16 protein-coding genes and 3 tRNA genes are annotated in these 18,385 nt (G+C 65.7%); 11 read left to right on the top strand and 8 right to left on the bottom strand.

The window, feature by feature from the left end; genetic code table 11:
* Positions 1-28: 28 nt before the first annotated feature.
* A complete protein-coding gene (locus H7J93_RS21540; RefSeq protein ID WP_267308330.1) occupies positions 29-2,848 on the bottom strand; it encodes a TrlF family AAA-like ATPase in 2,820 nt (939 codons plus the stop codon).
* Between the two features lie 326 nt (positions 2,849-3,174).
* Positions 3,175-3,257, bottom strand: a tRNA-Leu gene (locus H7J93_RS21535).
* Between the two features lie 235 nt (positions 3,258-3,492).
* On the opposite strand from H7J93_RS21535, the gene H7J93_RS21530 reads away from it, so the two are divergent.
* The 7 genes from H7J93_RS21530 (at position 3,493) to pknB (ending at position 13,258) form a co-directional block, all read left to right on the top strand.
* On the top strand, positions 3,493-4,896 hold the full coding sequence (locus H7J93_RS21530; RefSeq protein ID WP_267308329.1) for an FhaA domain-containing protein: 1,404 nt from the start codon (positions 3,493-3,495) through the stop codon (positions 4,894-4,896).
* A gap of 149 nt (positions 4,897-5,045) precedes the next feature.
* Complete coding sequence (locus tag H7J93_RS21525) at positions 5,046-5,513, top strand: FHA domain-containing protein FhaB/FipA (RefSeq protein WP_267308328.1); 468 nt, start codon at positions 5,046-5,048, stop codon at positions 5,511-5,513.
* A complete protein-coding gene (locus H7J93_RS21520) occupies positions 5,510-7,111 on the top strand; it encodes a PP2C family protein-serine/threonine phosphatase (protein ID WP_267308327.1) in 1,602 nt (533 codons plus the stop codon). Before H7J93_RS21525 ends, H7J93_RS21520 begins: the two co-directional genes overlap by 4 nt.
* Positions 7,108-8,520: an FtsW/RodA/SpoVE family cell cycle protein gene (locus H7J93_RS21515; RefSeq protein ID WP_267308326.1), complete on the top strand. Its 1,413-nt coding sequence runs from the start codon at positions 7,108-7,110 to the stop codon at positions 8,518-8,520. The genes H7J93_RS21520 and H7J93_RS21515 overlap by 4 nt, the downstream gene beginning before the upstream one ends.
* Positions 8,517-9,992 (top strand): D,D-transpeptidase PbpA, encoded by a 1,476-nt coding sequence (gene pbpA, locus H7J93_RS21510; protein ID WP_267308325.1) that lies wholly within the window; start codon positions 8,517-8,519, stop codon positions 9,990-9,992. Before H7J93_RS21515 ends, pbpA begins: the two co-directional genes overlap by 4 nt.
* A gap of 48 nt (positions 9,993-10,040) precedes the next feature.
* Entirely contained in the window at positions 10,041-11,387 is a 1,347-nt protein-coding gene (locus tag H7J93_RS21505) for a protein kinase domain-containing protein (RefSeq protein WP_267308324.1), read from the top strand.
* A complete protein-coding gene (gene pknB / locus H7J93_RS21500; RefSeq protein WP_267308323.1) occupies positions 11,384-13,258 on the top strand; it encodes a Stk1 family PASTA domain-containing Ser/Thr kinase in 1,875 nt (624 codons plus the stop codon). The genes H7J93_RS21505 and pknB overlap by 4 nt, the downstream gene beginning before the upstream one ends.
* Here the strand turns inward: pknB and H7J93_RS21495 are convergent.
* Positions 13,236-13,910: an aminodeoxychorismate/anthranilate synthase component II gene (locus tag H7J93_RS21495; protein ID WP_267308322.1), complete on the bottom strand. Its 675-nt coding sequence runs from the start codon at positions 13,908-13,910 to the stop codon at positions 13,236-13,238. The genes pknB and H7J93_RS21495 overlap by 23 nt on opposite strands.
* 72 nt (positions 13,911-13,982) lie before the next feature.
* The gene (locus tag H7J93_RS21490) at positions 13,983-14,732 is read right to left on the bottom strand and encodes a DUF881 domain-containing protein (protein WP_267308321.1); all 750 of its coding nucleotides are present in this window, start codon (positions 14,730-14,732) and stop codon (positions 13,983-13,985) included.
* A gap of 127 nt (positions 14,733-14,859) precedes the next feature.
* Between H7J93_RS21490 and crgA the strand changes: the two genes are divergently transcribed.
* Positions 14,860-15,123, top strand: a complete 264-nt coding sequence (crgA, locus tag H7J93_RS21485; RefSeq protein ID WP_083151575.1) for a cell division protein CrgA — start codon at positions 14,860-14,862, stop codon at positions 15,121-15,123.
* Positions 15,124-15,278: 155 nt separating this feature from the next.
* Positions 15,279-15,695 (top strand): PH domain-containing protein, encoded by a 417-nt coding sequence (locus tag H7J93_RS21480; protein WP_267308320.1) that lies wholly within the window; start codon positions 15,279-15,281, stop codon positions 15,693-15,695.
* A 2-nt stretch (positions 15,696-15,697) separates the two neighbouring features.
* Here the strand turns inward: H7J93_RS21480 and H7J93_RS21475 are convergent, their stop codons facing one another.
* Positions 15,698-16,225 (bottom strand): peptidylprolyl isomerase, encoded by a 528-nt coding sequence (locus H7J93_RS21475; protein WP_083151581.1) that lies wholly within the window; start codon positions 16,223-16,225, stop codon positions 15,698-15,700.
* Positions 16,226-16,332: 107 nt separating this feature from the next.
* Between H7J93_RS21475 and cwsA the strand changes: the two genes are divergently transcribed.
* On the top strand, positions 16,333-16,764 hold the full coding sequence (gene cwsA, locus H7J93_RS21470; protein WP_267308318.1) for a cell wall synthesis protein CwsA: 432 nt from the start codon (positions 16,333-16,335) through the stop codon (positions 16,762-16,764).
* A gap of 10 nt (positions 16,765-16,774) precedes the next feature.
* On the opposite strand, the gene H7J93_RS21465 is transcribed toward cwsA, so the two are convergent.
* Positions 16,775-17,128 (bottom strand): VOC family protein, encoded by a 354-nt coding sequence (locus H7J93_RS21465; protein ID WP_267308317.1) that lies wholly within the window; start codon positions 17,126-17,128, stop codon positions 16,775-16,777.
* 162 nt (positions 17,129-17,290) lie between these two features.
* On the opposite strand from H7J93_RS21465, the gene H7J93_RS21460 reads away from it, so the two are divergent.
* A complete protein-coding gene (locus H7J93_RS21460) occupies positions 17,291-18,073 on the top strand; it encodes a sigma 54 modulation/S30EA ribosomal C-terminal domain-containing protein (protein ID WP_267308316.1) in 783 nt (260 codons plus the stop codon).
* A gap of 10 nt (positions 18,074-18,083) precedes the next feature.
* Here H7J93_RS21460 and H7J93_RS21455 read toward each other — a convergent pair.
* Both H7J93_RS21455 and H7J93_RS21450 read right to left on the bottom strand, forming a co-directional pair.
* Positions 18,084-18,156 (bottom strand) — tRNA-Ala (locus H7J93_RS21455).
* 143 nt (positions 18,157-18,299) lie between these two features.
* Positions 18,300-18,373, bottom strand: a tRNA-Ile gene (locus H7J93_RS21450).
* Between the last annotated feature and the right edge of the window lie 12 nt (positions 18,374-18,385).

Raw genomic sequence — 18,385 nt, 5'->3', positions numbered from 1 at the left:
TGCCCTCCGACCCCGCGGCGTGAAGTGTTCACGATTGTCGAATCTTATACTTCTCGCGACGCTTTCGGAACGCTTCTTCGCCACCGTCGAGAATCTCGCAGGCATGTTCTCTGATGCCGAAACGCCCCAAGGCTGTAGCACTTGCTTCATTAAGCGGACGAGAATCTTCGAGCGCGCCGGTGTAGTACTCGAAGGTTCGACCGTCCTTATTCCTCCGGTCATTGCCGTGCCTGTTTGCCACTATTACCTGTTCAGAATCGGCTCCGATGACAAGGTTCGCGTTGTGGCTGACCATGATGATCTGCCGCTCGCGTTTGCGTTTCGTCAAGTACGGCACGATCGTGTCATAGATTGAACGGCTATCGAGGTCATCCTCGGGTTGGTCTATTAGCAATGGCCATGGCTCCTGCGACTCGTTCAGAATCAGCGTCAAGGCGAAGAGCGCCTGTTTCCCTGGTGTCATCGACGATCGGCTGAAGCCGCCAATACGGTCGGAGTCCAACTCGGCCGAGAAGCGAACTTCCTTTGTGAGAGTGAGGACATCAGCGGCGACGCTACTCGGCTCATAGCGTTTATTGAGGTTCACCTTGCCGTCACGCAGAGCTTCGAGAAACTTCTTCGGGTCAGCCTGGGCGCCCTCGTAATCCACCGACTCACCCTTGTTTTTGATGTACTCGTTGACGCTGCGCTGGTTGAAACCGAGAGAAGCGTGCTCGACAACATCGGCTGGGACGGCGCTCTCGATTCCGAACTTCAAGTCACTGAGGACTCGATCATCCGCGTTGAATGCTTCCTCCAAAGCCCTTAGAGCTTCACTTCGGTCAGCGATTCCCTTGATCACCTTGTCTGCAACGGCCGACTGATCGAGCACCAATCTTTCGCGCGCATTTTCGCGCTTAGTGATCTCGTCTAGGCTCGTTACTTGCTTCTTATGTTCGGCGACAACAGTTGATAGTTCTTCGTTGGCTTCGTGTTTGGCGATGAGGTCGGCATTGTCCTCGGTGGTGGAATGAATTAGCGCACGCAGACTAGCTCTTTCGACGTTCAAGTCATTCGCCGCGTTGACCAGCAGCGCCTCGATCTTTGCGGCAAGTTCCTCGGCTGCAACGGCTTTAACGTCCTCGATACGTGCGGAAATTGCCTCAGGCACTTCACCTACTGACGGCCGCACATTGATATTCACCTCGACTGTTTGCGGGTGGACCCCGGCAACGGTCGCATCCGACACGGCGACGTATTGGGCCAACTGACTAGATTCAACCTCGATTTCCGTCAGGCGAACTCCCGCTGCGTCGAGACTTTGGGCGACTTCTTGAAACTTCGCCACCTCGTCATCAGTGAGTTCCGACGTTATCTTGATCCGGTCGATCTCCGCTTGCAGCCGATCGCGTTCGACGGCAATCGCCGCCTTGTCTCCCAGATCCGAAATCTCTCTATTTCGAAGCTCAATACGACCAGCAATCTCAAACCACTCGTCAACTGCGCTCTTTATGTCACTGTTGACGGAAGCCACTGTCGCCATGGCGCCGTCATAGGCGGTCTTGATCGCCGGGTACGCCCTGAACAGAGCGGGTGCGATCTTCCTGGTAATCACGTCGGGTTGCTCGCTCAATGTGTAGAGCGAGTTCTGCGGAACATAGATGACCTTACCTGTTGTGTTGGCGCCAGAAGCCCACACCACCTCGCAAGATGTGTCGGAAACGTCCGCCCAGGAAAACCCTGCGGCCGGGCCAACGGACTTCGCGTCTGTAGCGCCGGCCGCTTCCATCTGAATACGAACTGTTTCAGTCGGGTCAACTGCGTGAGCGATGAAGGCCAGCAATGCTGATTTCCCTGACGAACGGCTACCGATAACTGCGTTGAGATTGCCGTTGAACTGCACCTCGGAGGGGAAATCATCGGCCCCCGTGAACCGCACCTCCGAGATCACCTTGTATGGCTCTTTGAAGTCGGGCTCTGTGGCCTGCATCGCAACGCGATCAGCTGGCTCTATGAGCGTCTGGAGCAGGCCCGTGTAAGTCGGGTCGGCCTTGATCCAGGTGACGTTCCGCTGACGTCCCTCTTCTGTGACCTGCTTGCCGAGTCCGATCTTGAGGTCTTCGAAGCTGTGGGCGTCGGACCCATCGAAGACCGGCTTGGGAGCGATGAGCTCGTTGGTTTCTAGGCGGTCTGTACGTAGGAAGTGATCTCGTGAACCTGCATTGGCAAAGAATGCGTCCGAGAACTTGTCGATCTCGTCAGTCAACAGCTTCTTGCGCTGAATCCCGCTGCCTCCGGGGCGGATTCCGTCGCCCTTCGCGGACGCGACGACGAGTAGGTGCTCCTGCCGGAGCGATGGGACGGCGGAGTGGTCCCCGAAAGTGGCCTTGATCGCGCCGACTATGGCGTCGATCGAAACACTCGCGCTCTCGAAGTCCTCTCTGCTGCTCAAGTCGGCGCACGTCACTGCCCTGCTGGCGCCAACGGTCGCCGCAGTTTTCAAATGACTGAGAAACTTGGTGGCATCGGCTCTTGTCAGCGAGGGCCGAAAGATTAGGTGTACGTTGGCTTCCTGGTCTTGTCGGTTCACCGCGACAGAAAGCCGCAGTTCCAGATTAGGCAGTATGAGTAGGCTGTCGCGCGGGTATAGCGCGGAGTACTTCTCTCGGACATCAAAGTAGCCATCCAAGGAGAAGTAGTCGGTGACGGCAATAACTGCCACGTCGGAATCGTGGACGATCTGACAGAACTGCTCAAGGTCGGGTCGGCCGTTTTTACGTGTGTATCCGTCGTTAAGTTTTGTTCCGGGCGCGTGCAGGTGAAGATCCCACTTGCGCCATTCGGAGCCGCGTGGGTAGTCGCTGACCATCAGATCCTCCTGGCACCGCCGGGTCGAGTACATCGCTGATCGCATCGAAGCCCGGCCGGCAACGGACGACTTGAATCTCGCCGGGGACGAACATCGGACGGAACTGTATATCGATACTCCGTCATCGAGTGCTGGGCGATCAGAACGCCGGTGTGGCTGGGGCGCTCGGACTCAGACAGAGAAACGACCGAAAGGGACATTTTTGGGTGCTCTTCCCACGCCCAGCCGGAGGTCATGCAGATCAAGATCTACTCACCAAACACAAAGGTCACGAACCATTTCTGGTTCGTGACCTTTGCGGTCGCAGTTCGTAGAACCGCTCATTGTGGGCGAAGGGGGACTTGAACCCCCACGTCCCGAAGGACACTGGCACCTGAAGCCAGCGCGTCTGCCATTCCGCCACTCGCCCCAACAACCGGGGAAGACTATCACGCACGGCGGCTGGCTCCCCAACCGCTGAGGTCGGCGCCGGTGCCCGCGCACCGGTGTGCTGACCTGGCGCGATCGGATTCTCACAGTTCCGTTGGTCCCGCTGCGCCGTACTGGGCCGATACCATTCAACCAACACCTGTGGCCAGGCGACACGCGGTGGAGGACCATCGCGGGTAGGACTGTGACCAACGACGAGTGAGGCGGGCGGTGACATGGGTCTGGTCGACCGTTTCGAGCGCAAGCTCGAGTCGACCGTCGGCGACGCATTCGCCCGGGTGTTCGGCGGATCCATCGTTCCGCAAGAGGTCGAGGCGATGCTTCGCCGGGAAGCCGACAGCGGTGCGCGCGAATTGGCCGCTGGGCGAGTTTTGGCACCAAACGACTACGTCATTACCCTCAGTGTGCCTGACTATCAGAAGGTGAGTGCCGACCCGGACCTCACATCAGCGACTTTTGCCAAGCACTTGGAGGGATACATCCATGAGCAGGGATGGCAAACGTATGGTGATGTGGTCGTCAGGTTCGAAGAATCATCCAGCCTGCACACCGGACAGTTTCGCGCGCGGGGGGCGGTCAATCCTGACTCCACCGGTGGCGATCCCACCCCACCACCACGAAAACTCTCGTCCAACGCAGAATCAGGAGTACCGATGAGCGACAACCCGACCCAATATGGCGGCCAGGGACCGGGGCGGCCCGCCGACGAATATTACGACGACCGATACGGCCGACCCGAGGAACGCGGGCCCGAACCGCGTGGCCCCTATCCGCCGCAGGAGCAGGGCGGCTACCCGCCGCGCCAGGGCGGCTACCCCGATCAGGGTGGATATCCCGATCAGGGCGGCTACCCCGATCAGGGCGGCTACCCGCCGTCGTACGAGCAGCGCCCGCCCGCCGGTTACGGCCCGCCGCCCGGCGGCGGCTACCCGGACCAGGGTTATCGCCAGGCGCCCGGTGGATACGGACCCCCGCCCGGTCAGGGTTACGGCCCTCCGGCTGGCCCGCCTGCGGGTGAGTACGGCTACGGCCGGCCGCCGGCTCGACCCGACGAGGGCTACGGCAGGCCCGAGCCCCGGCCGTCGTATCCGGATCAGGGTGGCTACCCCGACCAGGGCGGCTACCCGGATCAAGGTGGCTACCCGGATCAGGGCGGCTACGGCGGACCTGCCTACGGCCGCCAGGACCAGGGTTACGCCCAGCCCGACTACGGCCGCTACGGCGACGCCGGTGCCGGCTACGCCGAGCCCGGTTACGGCGAACCCGCGGGCGGATACGACTACGGCCAGCAGCAGGGCTATGGCTACGGCCAGGGGGACTACCCTGCCGCAGGCGCCACCGTCACGCTGCACCTCGATGACGGCAGCAACCGCACCTATCAACTGCGCGAAGGTACGAACGTGATCGGCCGCGGCCAGGACGCCCAGTTCCGGCTGCCCGATACCGGCGTCTCCCGTCGCCATCTGGAGATCCGGTGGGACGGACAGGTCGCGCTGCTCTCCGACCTCAACTCCACCAACGGCACGACGGTCAACAATGCGCCGGTACAGGAGTGGCAACTCGCCGACGGCGACGTGATCCGTCTCGGGCATTCGGAGATCGTCGTCCGCGTGCACTGAGGCTCGGCCGATCTATAGCAGGTTGGTCGGCGGGGGATGCTGTGGCTTCACCCTCATGTCGCTGGCTGTCCAAGTATCGTGACGTTGCCGAAGGTGACTTGGTTTGTCGTCGATGCGACGTAGACGAATGGGGACGGAGAGGACGTCAGATGCAGGGGTTGGTTCTGCAACTGACACGCGTCGGCTTCCTGTTGCTGCTGTGGTTGTTCATCTGGTCGGTGCTGCGGATCCTGAGGAACGATATTTATGCGCCGACCGGAGCGGTCATGGTGCGGCGGGGACTGCCGTTGCGCAGTTCGCTGCTGCCCAATCGGGGCCGACGCAATGTCGCGCGTCAGCTCGTCGTCACCGAGGGCGCGCTTGCGGGCACCCGGATCACGTTGGGAAGTCAGCCCGTCCTCATCGGCCGCGCGGACGACTCGACACTGGTTCTCACCGACGATTACGCCTCGACACGGCACGCCAGGCTGTCCCCTCGAGGTTCGGAATGGTACGTAGAGGACCTAGGATCGACCAACGGCACATACCTCGACAGGGCCAAGGTGACGACTGCGGTACGCGTTCCGATGGGCACGCCGGTTCGAATCGGCAAGACAGTAATTGAGCTGCGCCCGTGACACTGGTGCTTCGATACGCCGCGCGCAGCGACCGCGGCCTCGTCCGGGCGAACAACGAGGACTCCGTCTACGCCGGGGCGCGGTTGCTCGCACTTGCCGACGGCATGGGCGGTCACGCGGCCGGTGAGGTCGCCTCCCAACTGGTGATCGCCGCGCTCGCCCACCTCGACGACGACGAGCCGGGCGGTGATCTGCTCAGCAAGCTCGACGCCGCGGTGCGGGAGGGCAACAACGCGATCGCCGCGCAGGTCGAGGCCGACCCCGAACTTGAGGGCATGGGCACCACGCTGACCGCGATCCTGTTCGCGGGCAACCGACTTGGGCTGGTGCACATCGGCGACTCCCGCGGCTATCTCCTGCGCGACGGCGAACTCACCCAGATCACCAAGGACGACACCTTCGTACAGACCCTCGTCGACGAGGGCCGCATCACGCTCGAGGAGGCGCACAGCCACCCGCAGCGGTCGCTGATCATGCGCGCGCTCACCGGTCACGAGGTCGAGCCCACCCTGATCATGCGCGAGGCCCGCGCGGGCGACCGCTATCTCCTGTGCTCGGACGGGCTGTCGGATCCGGTCAGCCAGGAGACCATCCTCGAGGCACTGCAGATCCCCGACGTGGCCGAAAGTGCCGACCGCCTAATCGAATTGGCGCTGCGCGGCGGCGGACCCGACAACGTGACGGTCGTCGTGGCCGACGTCGTCGACTACGACTACGGCCAGACCCAGCCGATCCTGGCGGGTGCGGTGTCCGGCGACGACGACCAGTCCGCGCCACCCAATACCGCCGCAGGGCGCGCGTCGGCGTTCAATCCGCGACGCAATGTCGCTAAACGTGTTGAACCGCCCCCCGAGGAGCCGGTTCGTGCACCGAGATCGCGGCGGCGAATATTCATCGCCGCCGCGGTTTTGATTCTGGTGGTGCTCGCCGGCCTGGCCATCGGCCGCGAGATCATCCGGAGCAATTACTACGTCACCGCACACGACGGCACCGTGTCGATCATGCGCGGCGTGCCGGGGTCGATCCTCGGCTTGCCGCTTCAGGAAACGTATAGACATGGCTGCTTGACAGCCCGTAACGAACTCAAGCTCATCGCACCCGGGCAGGACACGCCCGGGTGTCAACTTTTTCGGGTCGGCGATCTGAAGCAGAGCGAGCGGCAGCAGGTGGAAGCGGGCCTGCCGACGGGCTCCGAGGACGAGGCCATCGACCAGATCACCAAGCTCGCCCAGGAGTATGTGCTGCCGGTCTGCGCGCCGCCCGCCCCACCGCCTTCCCCTGCGCCGCGCACCAGCCCGGTGCCGCATTCGCCGGCCCCGACGAATTCGCCTGGGGTACCGAACAATCCACCCGACAATGTGACGACCGGCGAGCAGACCGAGAGCCCCGCGACCCCTGCGCCCGAGACGCCGCGCACGGTCACGAAGCCGGCGTCACCCACCCCCTCGCCCAGTCCGTCTCCGTCCGCCTCCCCCGGTGCCACGTCGCCCGCGCCGTCGCCCGCCCCGCCGACGCCTGCACCCACCCCGTCGCAGACGGTCACCGCCCTGCCCCCACCACCGCCGGAGCCAGGGACGAACTGCCGGGAATTGTCATGACGACCCAGCCGCAATCACCCGTGGCCGTCACTCCCCCGCTGCCGAACCGGCGCAACGCTGAACTCTTCCTGCTCGGCTTCGCCGCGGTGATCACGACGTTGGCGCTGCTGCTCGTCGAGGCGAACCAGGAACAGGGCCTGCGGTGGGATCTGGCGCAGTACACGGCCGGCTACCTTGCGCTGTTCACCGGCGCGCATCTCGCGGTGCGGCGGTTCGCCCCGTACGCCGACCCAATTCTGCTGCCGGTTGTCGCGCTGCTGAACGGGCTGGGCCTGGTGATGATTCACCGACTCGACTTCGCCGAGGGCGCCCTCATCGAGCACGGCCTCGGTGGCACCGCCGACCAGCAGATGCTGTGGACCCTCGTCGGGGTCATCGGTTTTTCGCTCGTCGTGATCTTCCTGCGCGACCACCGCATGCTGGCCCGCTACGGCTATGTGTGTGGCCTCACCGGCCTGATCCTGCTGACCATTCCCGCGCTGCTTCCCCGCTCGATGTCCGAGCAGAACGGCGCGAAGATCTGGATTCAGTTCCCCGGCTTCTCGATTCAGCCCGCCGAGTTCTCCAAGATCCTGCTGCTCGTCTTCTTCGCCTCGGTGTTGGTGGCCAAGCGCAGCGTGTTCACCAGCGCGGGCAAGCACTTCCTCGGCATGGACCTGCCCCGCCCGCGCGACCTCGCGCCGCTGCTGGCGGCCTGGATCGCGTCCGTCGGCGTGATGATCTTCGAGAAGGATCTGGGCACGTCGCTGCTGCTGTACGCATCCTTTCTGGTCATGGTCTACGTGGCGACCGACCGCTTCAGCTGGTTGGTCATCGGCCTGGCGCTGTTCGCGGCGGGAAGCGTTGCGGCGTACTACCTTTTCGGCCACGTGCGGGTGCGCGTGCAGACCTGGCTGGACCCGTTCGCCGACCCTGAGGGCGCCGGGTATCAGATGGTGCAGTCGATGTTCAGCTTCGCCACCGGCGGGATCTTCGGCACGGGGCTGGGCAACGGGCAGCCCAGCACGGTGCCTGCGGCGGCCACCGATTTCATCATCGCCGCCATCGGTGAGGAACTCGGTTTCGTCGGGCTGGCCGCGGTCCTCATGCTGTACGCCAGCGTGATCATCCGCGGCCTGCGCACGGCGATCGCGGTGCGCGACAGCTTCGGCAAGCTGCTGGCCGCCGGGCTGGCCGCCACGCTGGCGATCCAGTTGTTCATCGTCGTGGGCGGCGTGACGAAGCTGATCCCGCTGACCGGGCTCACGACGCCGTGGATGTCCTACGGCGGCTCGTCGCTGCTGGCGAACTACCTGCTGCTGGCGATCCTGGTCCGGATCTCCCATGCCGCGCGACGTCCCCTCGTCACGACCCAAACGCCGGCGACGCCCATCGCTGCGGCGAGCACCGAGGTGATCGAGAAGGTATGAACGCCTCGCTTCGCCGCATCGCCGTCGCCGTCATGGCCCTGGTCGTGTTGCTTCTGGCCAACGCGACGTTCACCCAGGTCTTCACGGCCGACGGGCTGCGCAGCGACCCCCGCAACCAGCGGGTGCTGCTCGATGAGTACTCGCGTCAGCGCGGCCAGATCTCCGCAGGAGGCCAGCTCCTGGCGTACTCCGTCTCGACCAACGGGCGATTCCGGTTCCTGCGCGTATATCCGAATCCGTACACGTACGCGCCTGTCACCGGCTTCTACTCGCTGCGCTACTCCAGTACCGGCCTGGAACGCGCCGAGGACGGCATCCTCAACGGCTCCGACCAGCGCCTGTTCGGGCGGCGGCTCGCCGACTTCTTCACCGGCCGCGACCCGCGCGGCGGGAACGTCGACACCACCATCAATCCCCAAGTGCAGCAGGCGGCTTGGGACGCGATGGAGGACGGCTGCGACGGCCCCTGCAAGGGCTCGGTGGTGGCGCTGGAGCCGTCGACCGGCAAGATCCTCGCGATGGTGTCGTCGCCGTCGTACGACCCCAACCTGCTGGCCACGCACAACGTCGACGAACAGTCGGCCGCCTGGCAGCGGTTGCGCGACAATCCCGATTCGCCGCTGTTGAACCGCGCGATCTCCGAGACCTACCCGCCCGGGTCCACGTTCAAGGTCATCACCACCGCGGCGGCCCTGCAGCGCGGTGCCACGGTGAACACCCAGCTCACCTCCGCTGCGCGAATCCCGTTGCCGGACAGCACCGCAACACTGGAGAACTTCGGCGGCTCGTCCTGCGGCAACGGTCCGTCGACCACCCTGCGCGAGGCGTTCGCCCGCTCGTGCAACACCGCGTTCGTCCAGCTCGGCCTCGATACCGGCAAGGAGGCCCTTCGCTCGACGGCGCAGTCGTTCGGCCTGGACACCCCTCCCCCGATGATCCCGCTTCAGGTGGTCGAGTCCACCATCGGACCCATCGCGGACGCCGCGGCGCTGGGCATGTCGAGCATCGGCCAGAAGGACGTCGCGGTGACCCCGCTCCAGAACGCCATGGTCGCCGCGACCATCGCCAACGACGGGGTGCTGATGCGGCCCTACCTGGTCGATAGCCTTAAGGGACCAGACCTTGCCAGTATCGGGACGACGGCACCGCAGGAAGAGCGGCGAGCGGTGTCGCACGAGGTCGCCGATACACTGACGGACCTGATGGTCGCCGCTGAGCAGGTGACGCAGCAGAAGGGAGCCATCGCCGGCGTGCAGATCGCTTCGAAGACCGGCACAGCGGAGCACGGCACCGATCCGCGCAACACTCCACCGCATGCCTGGTATATCGCATTCGCCCCTGCGCAGGCACCGAAGGTTGCCGTCGCCGTGCTGGTCGAAAACGGGGGCAATCGCCTGTCCGCGACCGGAGGGGCCCTGGCCGCCCCCATCGGACGTGCTGCGATCGCCGCTGCGCTGAGGGAGGGCACATGAGCGCCCGGACCGGAGGCGAGACGTGAGTCACCTTGCCGGAGGCGAGTCATGAGCCCGCGCGTCGGGGCGACGCTGTCGGGCCGCTACCGGCTGCAGCGGCTGATCGCCACCGGCGGCATGGGCCAGGTCTGGGAGGGTATCGACTCCCGCCTCGGGCGTCGGGTCGCGATCAAGGTGCTCAAGGCGGAGTACTCCGAGGACGCCGAGTTCGTCGAACGCTTTCGCGCCGAGGCGCGCACCGTCGCGATGCTGAACCACCCGGGCATCGCCGGTGTGTACGACTACGGCGAAACCGACATGGACGGTGAGGGCCGCACCGCCTACCTGGTGATGGAACTCGTCAACGGCGAACCGCTGAACTCGGTGCTCAAGCGCACCGGCCGGCTGTCGCTGCGCCACGCGCTCGACATGCTCGAGCAGACGGGCCGCGCCCTCCAGGTCGCACACGACGCAGGGCTGGTGCACCGCGACGTCAAACCGGGCAACATCCTCATCACGCCGACCGGCCAGGTGAAGCTGACCGACTTCGGCATCGCCAAGGCGGTGGACGCCGCTCCGGTGACCCAGACCGGCATGGTGATGGGCACCGCCCAATACATCGCGCCCGAGCAGGCGCTCGGCCATGACGCGACGGCCGCCAGCGACGTGTACTCGCTGGGAGTTGTTGGCTACGAATCTGTTTCCGGCAAGCGGCCCTTCACCGGTGACGGCGCGCTGACCGTGGCGATGAAGCACATCAAGGAGACGCCGCCGCCGTTGCCCGCCGATCTGCCGCCCAACGTGCGCGAGCTGATCGAGATCACCCTCGTCAAGAACCCGGGGATGCGCTACCGCTCCGGCGGTCTGTTCGCCGACGCGGTCGCCGCCGTGCGTTCGGGCCGACGTCCGCCGCGACCCAACCAGGCGCCGTCGCTCGGCCGCGCCACACCCGCGGCGGTCCCGTCGGCAGCCCAGGCGCGAGCCGCCGCAGATCTGACCGGGCGCGCGCCGGCGCCGGTCGCCCGGCCCCGCCCGGCCACCGGAAGCCATCGCACTCCCCCTCCCCCGGCGCGCGGCACGTTCTCGTCGGGCCAGCGGGCGCTGCTGTGGGCCGCCGGCGTGCTCGGTGCCCTGGCGATCGTCATCGCGATCCTCATCGTGCTCAACGCGCAGGACCGTAAGGAGCAGGAGCAGACACCACCGCCGACCATCACCAACACGATCACCGAGACCACCCCGTTCTCGCCGACGGCGATGCCGAATTGGACCGGACAGGGGGCCATCCGTCATGGTGGAGCAGAATTCGGGGTAACCCGACACCATGCGATGGCGGCCCCGGCAACGGTGCAGGTGACGTCCTCGCCCACGGAGCGGCAGGCCCAGCGCCTCTCAGCTTCAGAACAGACATCACAATGACCACCCCGCAACACCTGTCCGACCGGTACGAACTCGGCGAGATCCTGGGCTTCGGCGGTATGTCCGAGGTCCATTTGGCGCGCGATCAGCGGCTGCACCGCGACGTGGCCGTCAAGGTGCTGCGTGCGGATCTGGCCCGCGACCCAAGTTTCTACCTGCGCTTCCGCCGGGAAGCCCAGAACGCCGCGGCCCTGAACCACCCCGCGATCGTCGCCGTCTACGACACCGGTGAGGCCGAGACGCCCAACGGGCCGCTGCCCTACATCGTGATGGAGTACGTCGACGGCGTCACCCTGCGCGACATCGTGCACACCGAGGGGCCGATGGAACCGCGCCGGGCCATCGAGGTCATCGCCGACGCGTGCCAGGCGCTGAACTTCAGCCACCAGCACGGGATCATTCACCGCGACGTCAAACCGGCCAACATCATGATCAGCGAGACCGGCGCGGTGAAGGTGATGGACTTCGGCATCGCGCGGGCGCTGGCCGACGCAAACAGCGTCACCCAGACCGCTGCGGTGATCGGCACCGCGCAGTACCTGTCCCCCGAGCAGGCGCGCGGCGAGAAGGTCGACGCGCGGTCGGATGTGTACTCGCTGGGTTGCGTGCTATACGAAATCCTCACTGGCGAGCCACCTTTCGTCGGCGATTCGCCGGTGGCAGTGGCGTATCAACACGTCCGCGAAGATCCGGAACCGCCGTCACGGCGCCAGGAGGGCATCGCCCCCGAGCTGGACGCCGTCGTGCTCAAGGCGCTGGCCAAGAACCCCGACAACCGGTATCAGACCGCGGCGGAGATGCGCGCCGATCTGGTGAAGGTGCACAGCGGCGAGAAGCCCGATGCGCCGAAGGTGTTCACCGACGCCGAGCGCAGCTCGCTGCTGTCGGCGCCGCCGAGCGATCACCGGACCGAGCGCATCGATCCCGTCGTGCGGGCGCAGCCCCAGTACTACGAACGGGAACGCCGCGGCTCGGTCACCCGGTGGCTCATCGCGGTCGCGGTGCTGGCCGTGCTGACGGTGGTGGTGACGCTGGCGATCAACATGTTCGGCGGCACCACCCGCGACGTCCAGGTGCCGGATGTGAGCGGTCAGGCGTCGGCGGACGCGATCGCCGAACTCCAGAATCGCGGATTCCGGACCCGCACCCAGCAGAAGCCGGATTCCAACGTCGCGCCCGACCATGTGATCAGCACCGATCCGGCCGCCAACGCGTCGGTGGACGCCGGCGACGAGATCACCATCAACGTGTCCACCGGCCCCGAGCAGCGCGAGATTCCCGACGTCAGGAGCCTCAGCTACGACGAGGCGGTCGAGAAGCTCACCGATGCGGGCTTCGTGAATTTCAGGCCCTCATCGTCACCGTCGACGCCTGAGATGAAGGACAAGGTTCTCGGCACGAACCCGCCGGTCAATCAGACGTCGGCGATCACCAACGAAATCACCATCGTGCTCGGGGCGGGCCCGGAGACCCGTCCGGTCCCTGACGTGAAGGGTCAGTCGCAGGACAGCGCCGTGCAGATCCTGACCGCGTCGGGCTTCACCAAGACCGTCCCGGTCGAGGTCGACGACACCAGTCCGGCCGGCCAGTTGGTCGGCACCAATCCACCTGCGGGGCAGACGGTTCCGGTCGACACGGTGATTCAGCTGCAGGTGTCGCGGGGCAACCAGTTCGTCATGCCCGACGTGCGCGGCATGTTCTGGACCGATGCCGAGCCGCGGCTGCGGGCGCTGGGCTGGACCGGCGTACTCGACCGGGCTGCCGACGTGCAGAACAGCGGTCAGCGCACCAATGCCGTGGTGACCCAGAGTCCGTCTCCGGGCAGCGGGGTGAACTTCGACAGCCGGATTACGCTGAGCTTCGCGTCGTAGCGGCGGCGACCGCCCCGGCCACTTCGTCCTCCAGCTGACGCACCAGCGCCTCGTCGGGCGCGGCACCGCAGTAGCCCAGCCAGTTCGCCAGCATCCGGTGGCCGCCTTCGGTCAGGATCGACTCGGGGTGGAACTGGACGCCGTGGATCGGCAGTTCGACGTGGCGCACTCCCATGACGACGCCGCCCTCGGTGCGCGCGGTCACCTCGAGTTCGGCGGGCATCGTCTCGGGGAGGATGGTCAGCGAGTGGTAGCGCGTCGCCGTGAATGGGTCCGGAAGACCTTGCAGCACACCGGTATTCGTGTGGTAGACGGTGCTGGTCTTGCCGTGCAGCAGCTCGGGCGCCCGGTCGACGGTGCCGCCGAACGCCACACCGATGGCCTGGTGGCCCAGGCATACGCCGAGCAGCGGTGTGTTCGCGGCCGCGCAGGCTTTGACGAGTGGGATCGACGCGCCGGCCCGCTCGGGGGTGCCGGGGCCGGGGGAGAGGAGCACGCCGTCGAACCTCGCCGCGACGGTGTCGATGTCGGCGGCGGTGGCCAGGCGGTCGTCGTCGTTGCGCCAGACTTCAGCGTGCACCCCGAGTTGGCCCAGGTACTGGACCAGGTTGAACACGAAGCTGTCGTAGTTGTCGACGACCAGAACCTGCATCGGACCAGGCTACCGCCCGCGATTTGTGTGCACTCGGGCGCGCTCACCGCTCCTAAACGCACACAAATCGCCCTAATAGCCGACCGGTCCCGCCGGTTTGGCGTACTGCATGCGCACCGGTCCCGAGTGTCCGACGAGCTCCACCTGCGCGCGGGGTTCCTCGCTGTAGCCCAATCCGAAGCGCACGACGTACTGCCGGTAGAGCGTCACCAGGGGAGCGGCGGCCAGCGCGGCCTGCATGGCCGGGGCGTCACCGATCGCGGTGATGACGTACGGCGGGCTGTACGTGCGGCCGTTGAGCAGGAGCGTGTTGCCGACGCAGCGCGGCGCTGAGGTTCCGATGATGCGTTGGTCCTGCATCTGGATGCCCTCCGCGCCCGCGCTCCACAGCGCGTTCAGCACGGCGTCGATGTCCTGCTGGTGCACGACAAGGTCGTCGGGGGAGGCGTCGCGGGGAAATCGGCCCTGAGCGTCACGCTGCGCGTCGTTGAGGGTCACCACCAGGCCCGGTCCGCGCATCGGCTCGAGGCCGGCCTCGACGGCGAGACGGGCCGACCGTTCGGTGATCGCCACCAGGGCGGCATCGGCCCCCGGCGTCCCGCCGTGATGAGTGTCCAGGGCGGTCACGAGCGCGTCGCGCTCGGCGGTCAGCCGATCCACCGATTGCTGGGCCTCACGGACGAGGTCGACGAGGCGTGGGGCGTCGCTACGCCTGATCTCGCCGCCCCCGGACACGCCGTGCGTCGCCGCCAGTAGCAGTCCGGCCAACAGGCAGACCACCGGCACGCCGAAGCGCCATGCGGACTTGGTCGTCGGCGCCATTGGCTGGTCTCCAGGGGGACGGTGACTGCGGTCGAGGTGCGGTTGAGGTGCGATAGGCCTGCGATAGGCCTGCGATAGGCTACGTACATCGTCGCACCGTGTGACGCCGTCTGTCCTGAAGGTACCCATGCCCAAGTCCAAGGTTCGCAAGAAGAACGACTTCACCATCAGCCCGGTGAGCCGGACCCCGGTCAAGGTCAAGGCCGGGCCGTCGAGCACGTGGTTCGTGGCGTTTTTCATCGGCCTGATGCTGATCGGGCTCGCGTGGCTGCTGGTGTTCCAACTGGCGGCCTCCGCCATTCCGTTCATGGCCGATCTCGGGCCGTGGAACTACGCGATCGCGTTCGCTTTCATGATCAGCGGTCTGTTGCTCACGATGCGCTGGCGCTGAGTGACACAACGAGTGGTATGGATTCAACCCGGTTGCCGAGCGTTACCCGTTTAGCAACCTCCCGGACACCAGATCACACCGTTGTGATTCATCCCCATTGGGGATAGCACTTGTGGATAAGTTCATTAGCCACGGTAAAAGGATGTGCACAACCCATGCAGCAAACTGAGTGGAGCCCGTCCCCTGTGGGCATCGCGGCATGCGGCATAGGTGGAATTATCTTGGCTGTAGGTGCTGTGACCCTGATCACAGACCCTCCGGGGCGCGTTTTGGTGAGCGTTGCCGCAATCGGCTTACTTGCGTTCGCAATCTTGTCCTGGCGAGCGCGGCCGAAGCTGGCAATCAAAAATGACGCCCTCGTCAGCCGCGGACTGTGGCGTGAAACCGAACTGCGGCCGCCCGATATCAAGCTGATCCGGATCACGGAGTTCCGCCGGATCGGCCGCAAGACGCGTCTGCTCGAGATCGACACGGTTGACGGTCGGCTACTTGTCTTCACCCGGTGGGACCTGGGCACCGACCCGCTGCGTGTGCTCGACGACCTGACAGCCGCCGGTTTCGCTGGCTCCTAGAGTCAGGCGATGGTGATCGACTCGACGACGACCGGATCGGTCGGCCGGTCGCGCTGATCGGTGGGCGTCGACGCGATCGCATCGACCACCTTCTGCGACTCGGGGTCGACGACCTCGCCGAAGATCGTGTGCTTGCGGTTCAGGTGCGGCGTCTTGCCGACCGTGATGAAGAACTGCGAGCCGTTGGTCCCCGGCCCCCGGTTCGCCATGGCGAGCAGGTAGGGCTTGTCGAACTGCAACTCGGGGTGGAACTCGTCGGCGAACTCGTAGCCGGGGCCGCCGCGGCCGGTGCCCTCGGGATCGCCGCCCTGGATCATGAATCCGTCGATCACCCGGTGGAAGATCATGCCGTCGTAGAACGGGCCCGACGATCCGCCCGAGGCGTTCCCGGTGCTGTAGTCCTTGGTGCCCTGTGCCAGTCCCACGAAGTTGGCGACGGTCTTGGGCGCGTGGTTTCCGAAGAGGGCGATCTTGATGTCGCCGCGGTTGGTGTGCAGCGTCGCGGTCGCTGTCTGAATGGGGCTCGTCACGGCATGCCAGTGTGCCACGCCCCGTTCGATGCCCAACGGGCACCGCTGTGTTGCCGATGGTGGCAGTCTGGTAGCAATTCCCTTTCAGCCCGCGAAAGAGGTGCGTTATGCCTTCGAAGACCGAGACTCGATTGACCCCTGGGCAGCGCTTGTCGCGCGGCCTCAAATACTCGGCGGTCGGTCCGGTCGACGTCACGCGCGGGGCTGTGGGCCTGAGCCTGGACGGGGCGCAGTCCTCGGCGGACTGGATCGGTGACCTGTACCGGCGCAGCCGGCTGAAGGCTCAGCTGAGCGAGGAGCTGGCCGCCGCGCAGGAGACCATCGCGCAGGAGTTGGCTGCCGCGCAGGAGGTCGTGTCAAACCTCCCGCAGGCGCTGCAGAAGGCGCGCACGCGACGGCGCAAGCGGCCGCTGCTGCTCGCTGCGCTGGGCGTAGTGGTGCTGGCCGGGGGAGCGGTGGCGTTCTCGATCGTGCGCCGTTCGACGCAGCCGGACCCGTCGCCGCTGGCGCCCAGCGTCGAGGTTTCGCCCAAGCCCTGACCTTCGGCGCTTACCGCGCCAGCGGGCTGTAGAACACCAATCCGTTGCCCTTGTTGTCGTAGACCACGGCGCGGCGTTCGTGTGCGTCGTCGTACGGACCTTTGACGATGCCGCCACCGCTGGCCTCAATGGCTTTCGCGGCGGCGTCGACGTCGGCGGTCTTGACGCCGACCACCACTTGACCGTGGATGGGGTGGTCCACTGCGGTCGCCAGCGCCAGCGTGACGGGTCCACCGTCGAGGGCTGCGAAGTGGGTGCCGTCGCGGAACTTCAGTGGCATCCCGAGGGTCTCGCTGTAGAACCGGATCGACTCATCCAGGTCGTCGGTCGACAACACAATCATCTTCACTTCGTAGTCGCTCAATCGAGCCTCCTATAGCTAACTCGCGTCCGCATCGATTCTGGCCCAACTTTTGTCGAGGCTCTGTGGTCCGTGTAGGGCCTTTCGGCCCTTTTCCCGGCCCCCGGCGACGCGTAAGCCTTCTTACGTCTGCGCAGTTCGGGGGACGAGAACATGGAGAGAACGATGATTGACCGCCTCGGACCCGAGGTCGAATCCCCCTGCGCGCCCGAGTTTCCCGAAGTCTCCGTGCTTTCGGACGGTTCGCTGCGCGCGAGCGATGCCTACTACATTGCGCGTGGTGTCGGCAGGGTGCTGCAGCATCGTGGAATCACTGGGGGCGCGCGGGTTCGGGTGGCCACCATCGGGGATGCGAAGCAGCTCGTCCAGGTGAACCTGTCGGTGCGCGGCGTGCCGACCCGAGCGCAGGTGGTCACGGCAGGGCTGGGCGATCTGCCGACGGCCCTGTCCCGCCTGGACCGCCAGATCGTGCGTGTGTGGGGGCCGTGGCGTCCCGGGCCGTGGCCCGATTTGTCACGCCGTCTGCTCGCCGCCCACTCCGACGCGCAGCTGGTCCGCCGCAAAAGTTATGTTCTGCAACGGATTACACCGCTGGAGGCGGTCGCGGCGATGGATGCGATGGACTACGACGTGTATCTGTTCGCCGATTTCGAGGCCGGGGAGGACGCGGTGGTGTATCGCGCAGGACCGTCCGGCCTTCGGCTGGCACGTCAGCACCAGATGTACCCGCCCGGGTGGTCGTGGTCGCCTGCAGCCGCCACCCCTCCGGTGCCACTGGTCGTCAACTCGCATCCGGTGCCGACACTGACCGACGCCGCCGCTGAGGATCGGATGCGCGAGCAGAATCTGCACTTCTTGTTCTACACAGAGCCCGCGAGCGGGCGGGGCCGGCTGCTGTACCCGCGCTACGACGGTGGTCTCGGGTTGATCGCCCCCAGCGACGAATGACTGGTGTGAGTGGAGCCTAGGGGATTCGAACCCCTGACTTCTGCCTTGCAAAGGCAGCGCTCTACCAACTGAGCTAAGGCCCCTCGACGGGATGATTCAGGCCGGCACGTCGGCCGCCGCGTGCCACACCTCGACTCCGTGCCGAGACCGCCAGAGCGTCACGGCGACAACCGCCGCGACCGCTGTGGCGAGCAGCACCACAACCCTCATGGTGTGAACCTTTCCGTGGGGCTAGGAGGACTCGAACCTCCGACCTCTTCGTTATCAGCGAAGCGCTCTAACCGCCTGAGCTATAGCCCCGTTCTGCCGGTA

The sequence above is a fragment of the Mycobacterium barrassiae genome (assembly GCF_025822765.1).
Lineage (GTDB): Bacteria > Actinomycetota > Actinomycetes > Mycobacteriales > Mycobacteriaceae > Mycobacterium > Mycobacterium barrassiae.
This window is presented reverse-complemented; position numbering and strand designations above follow the sequence as displayed.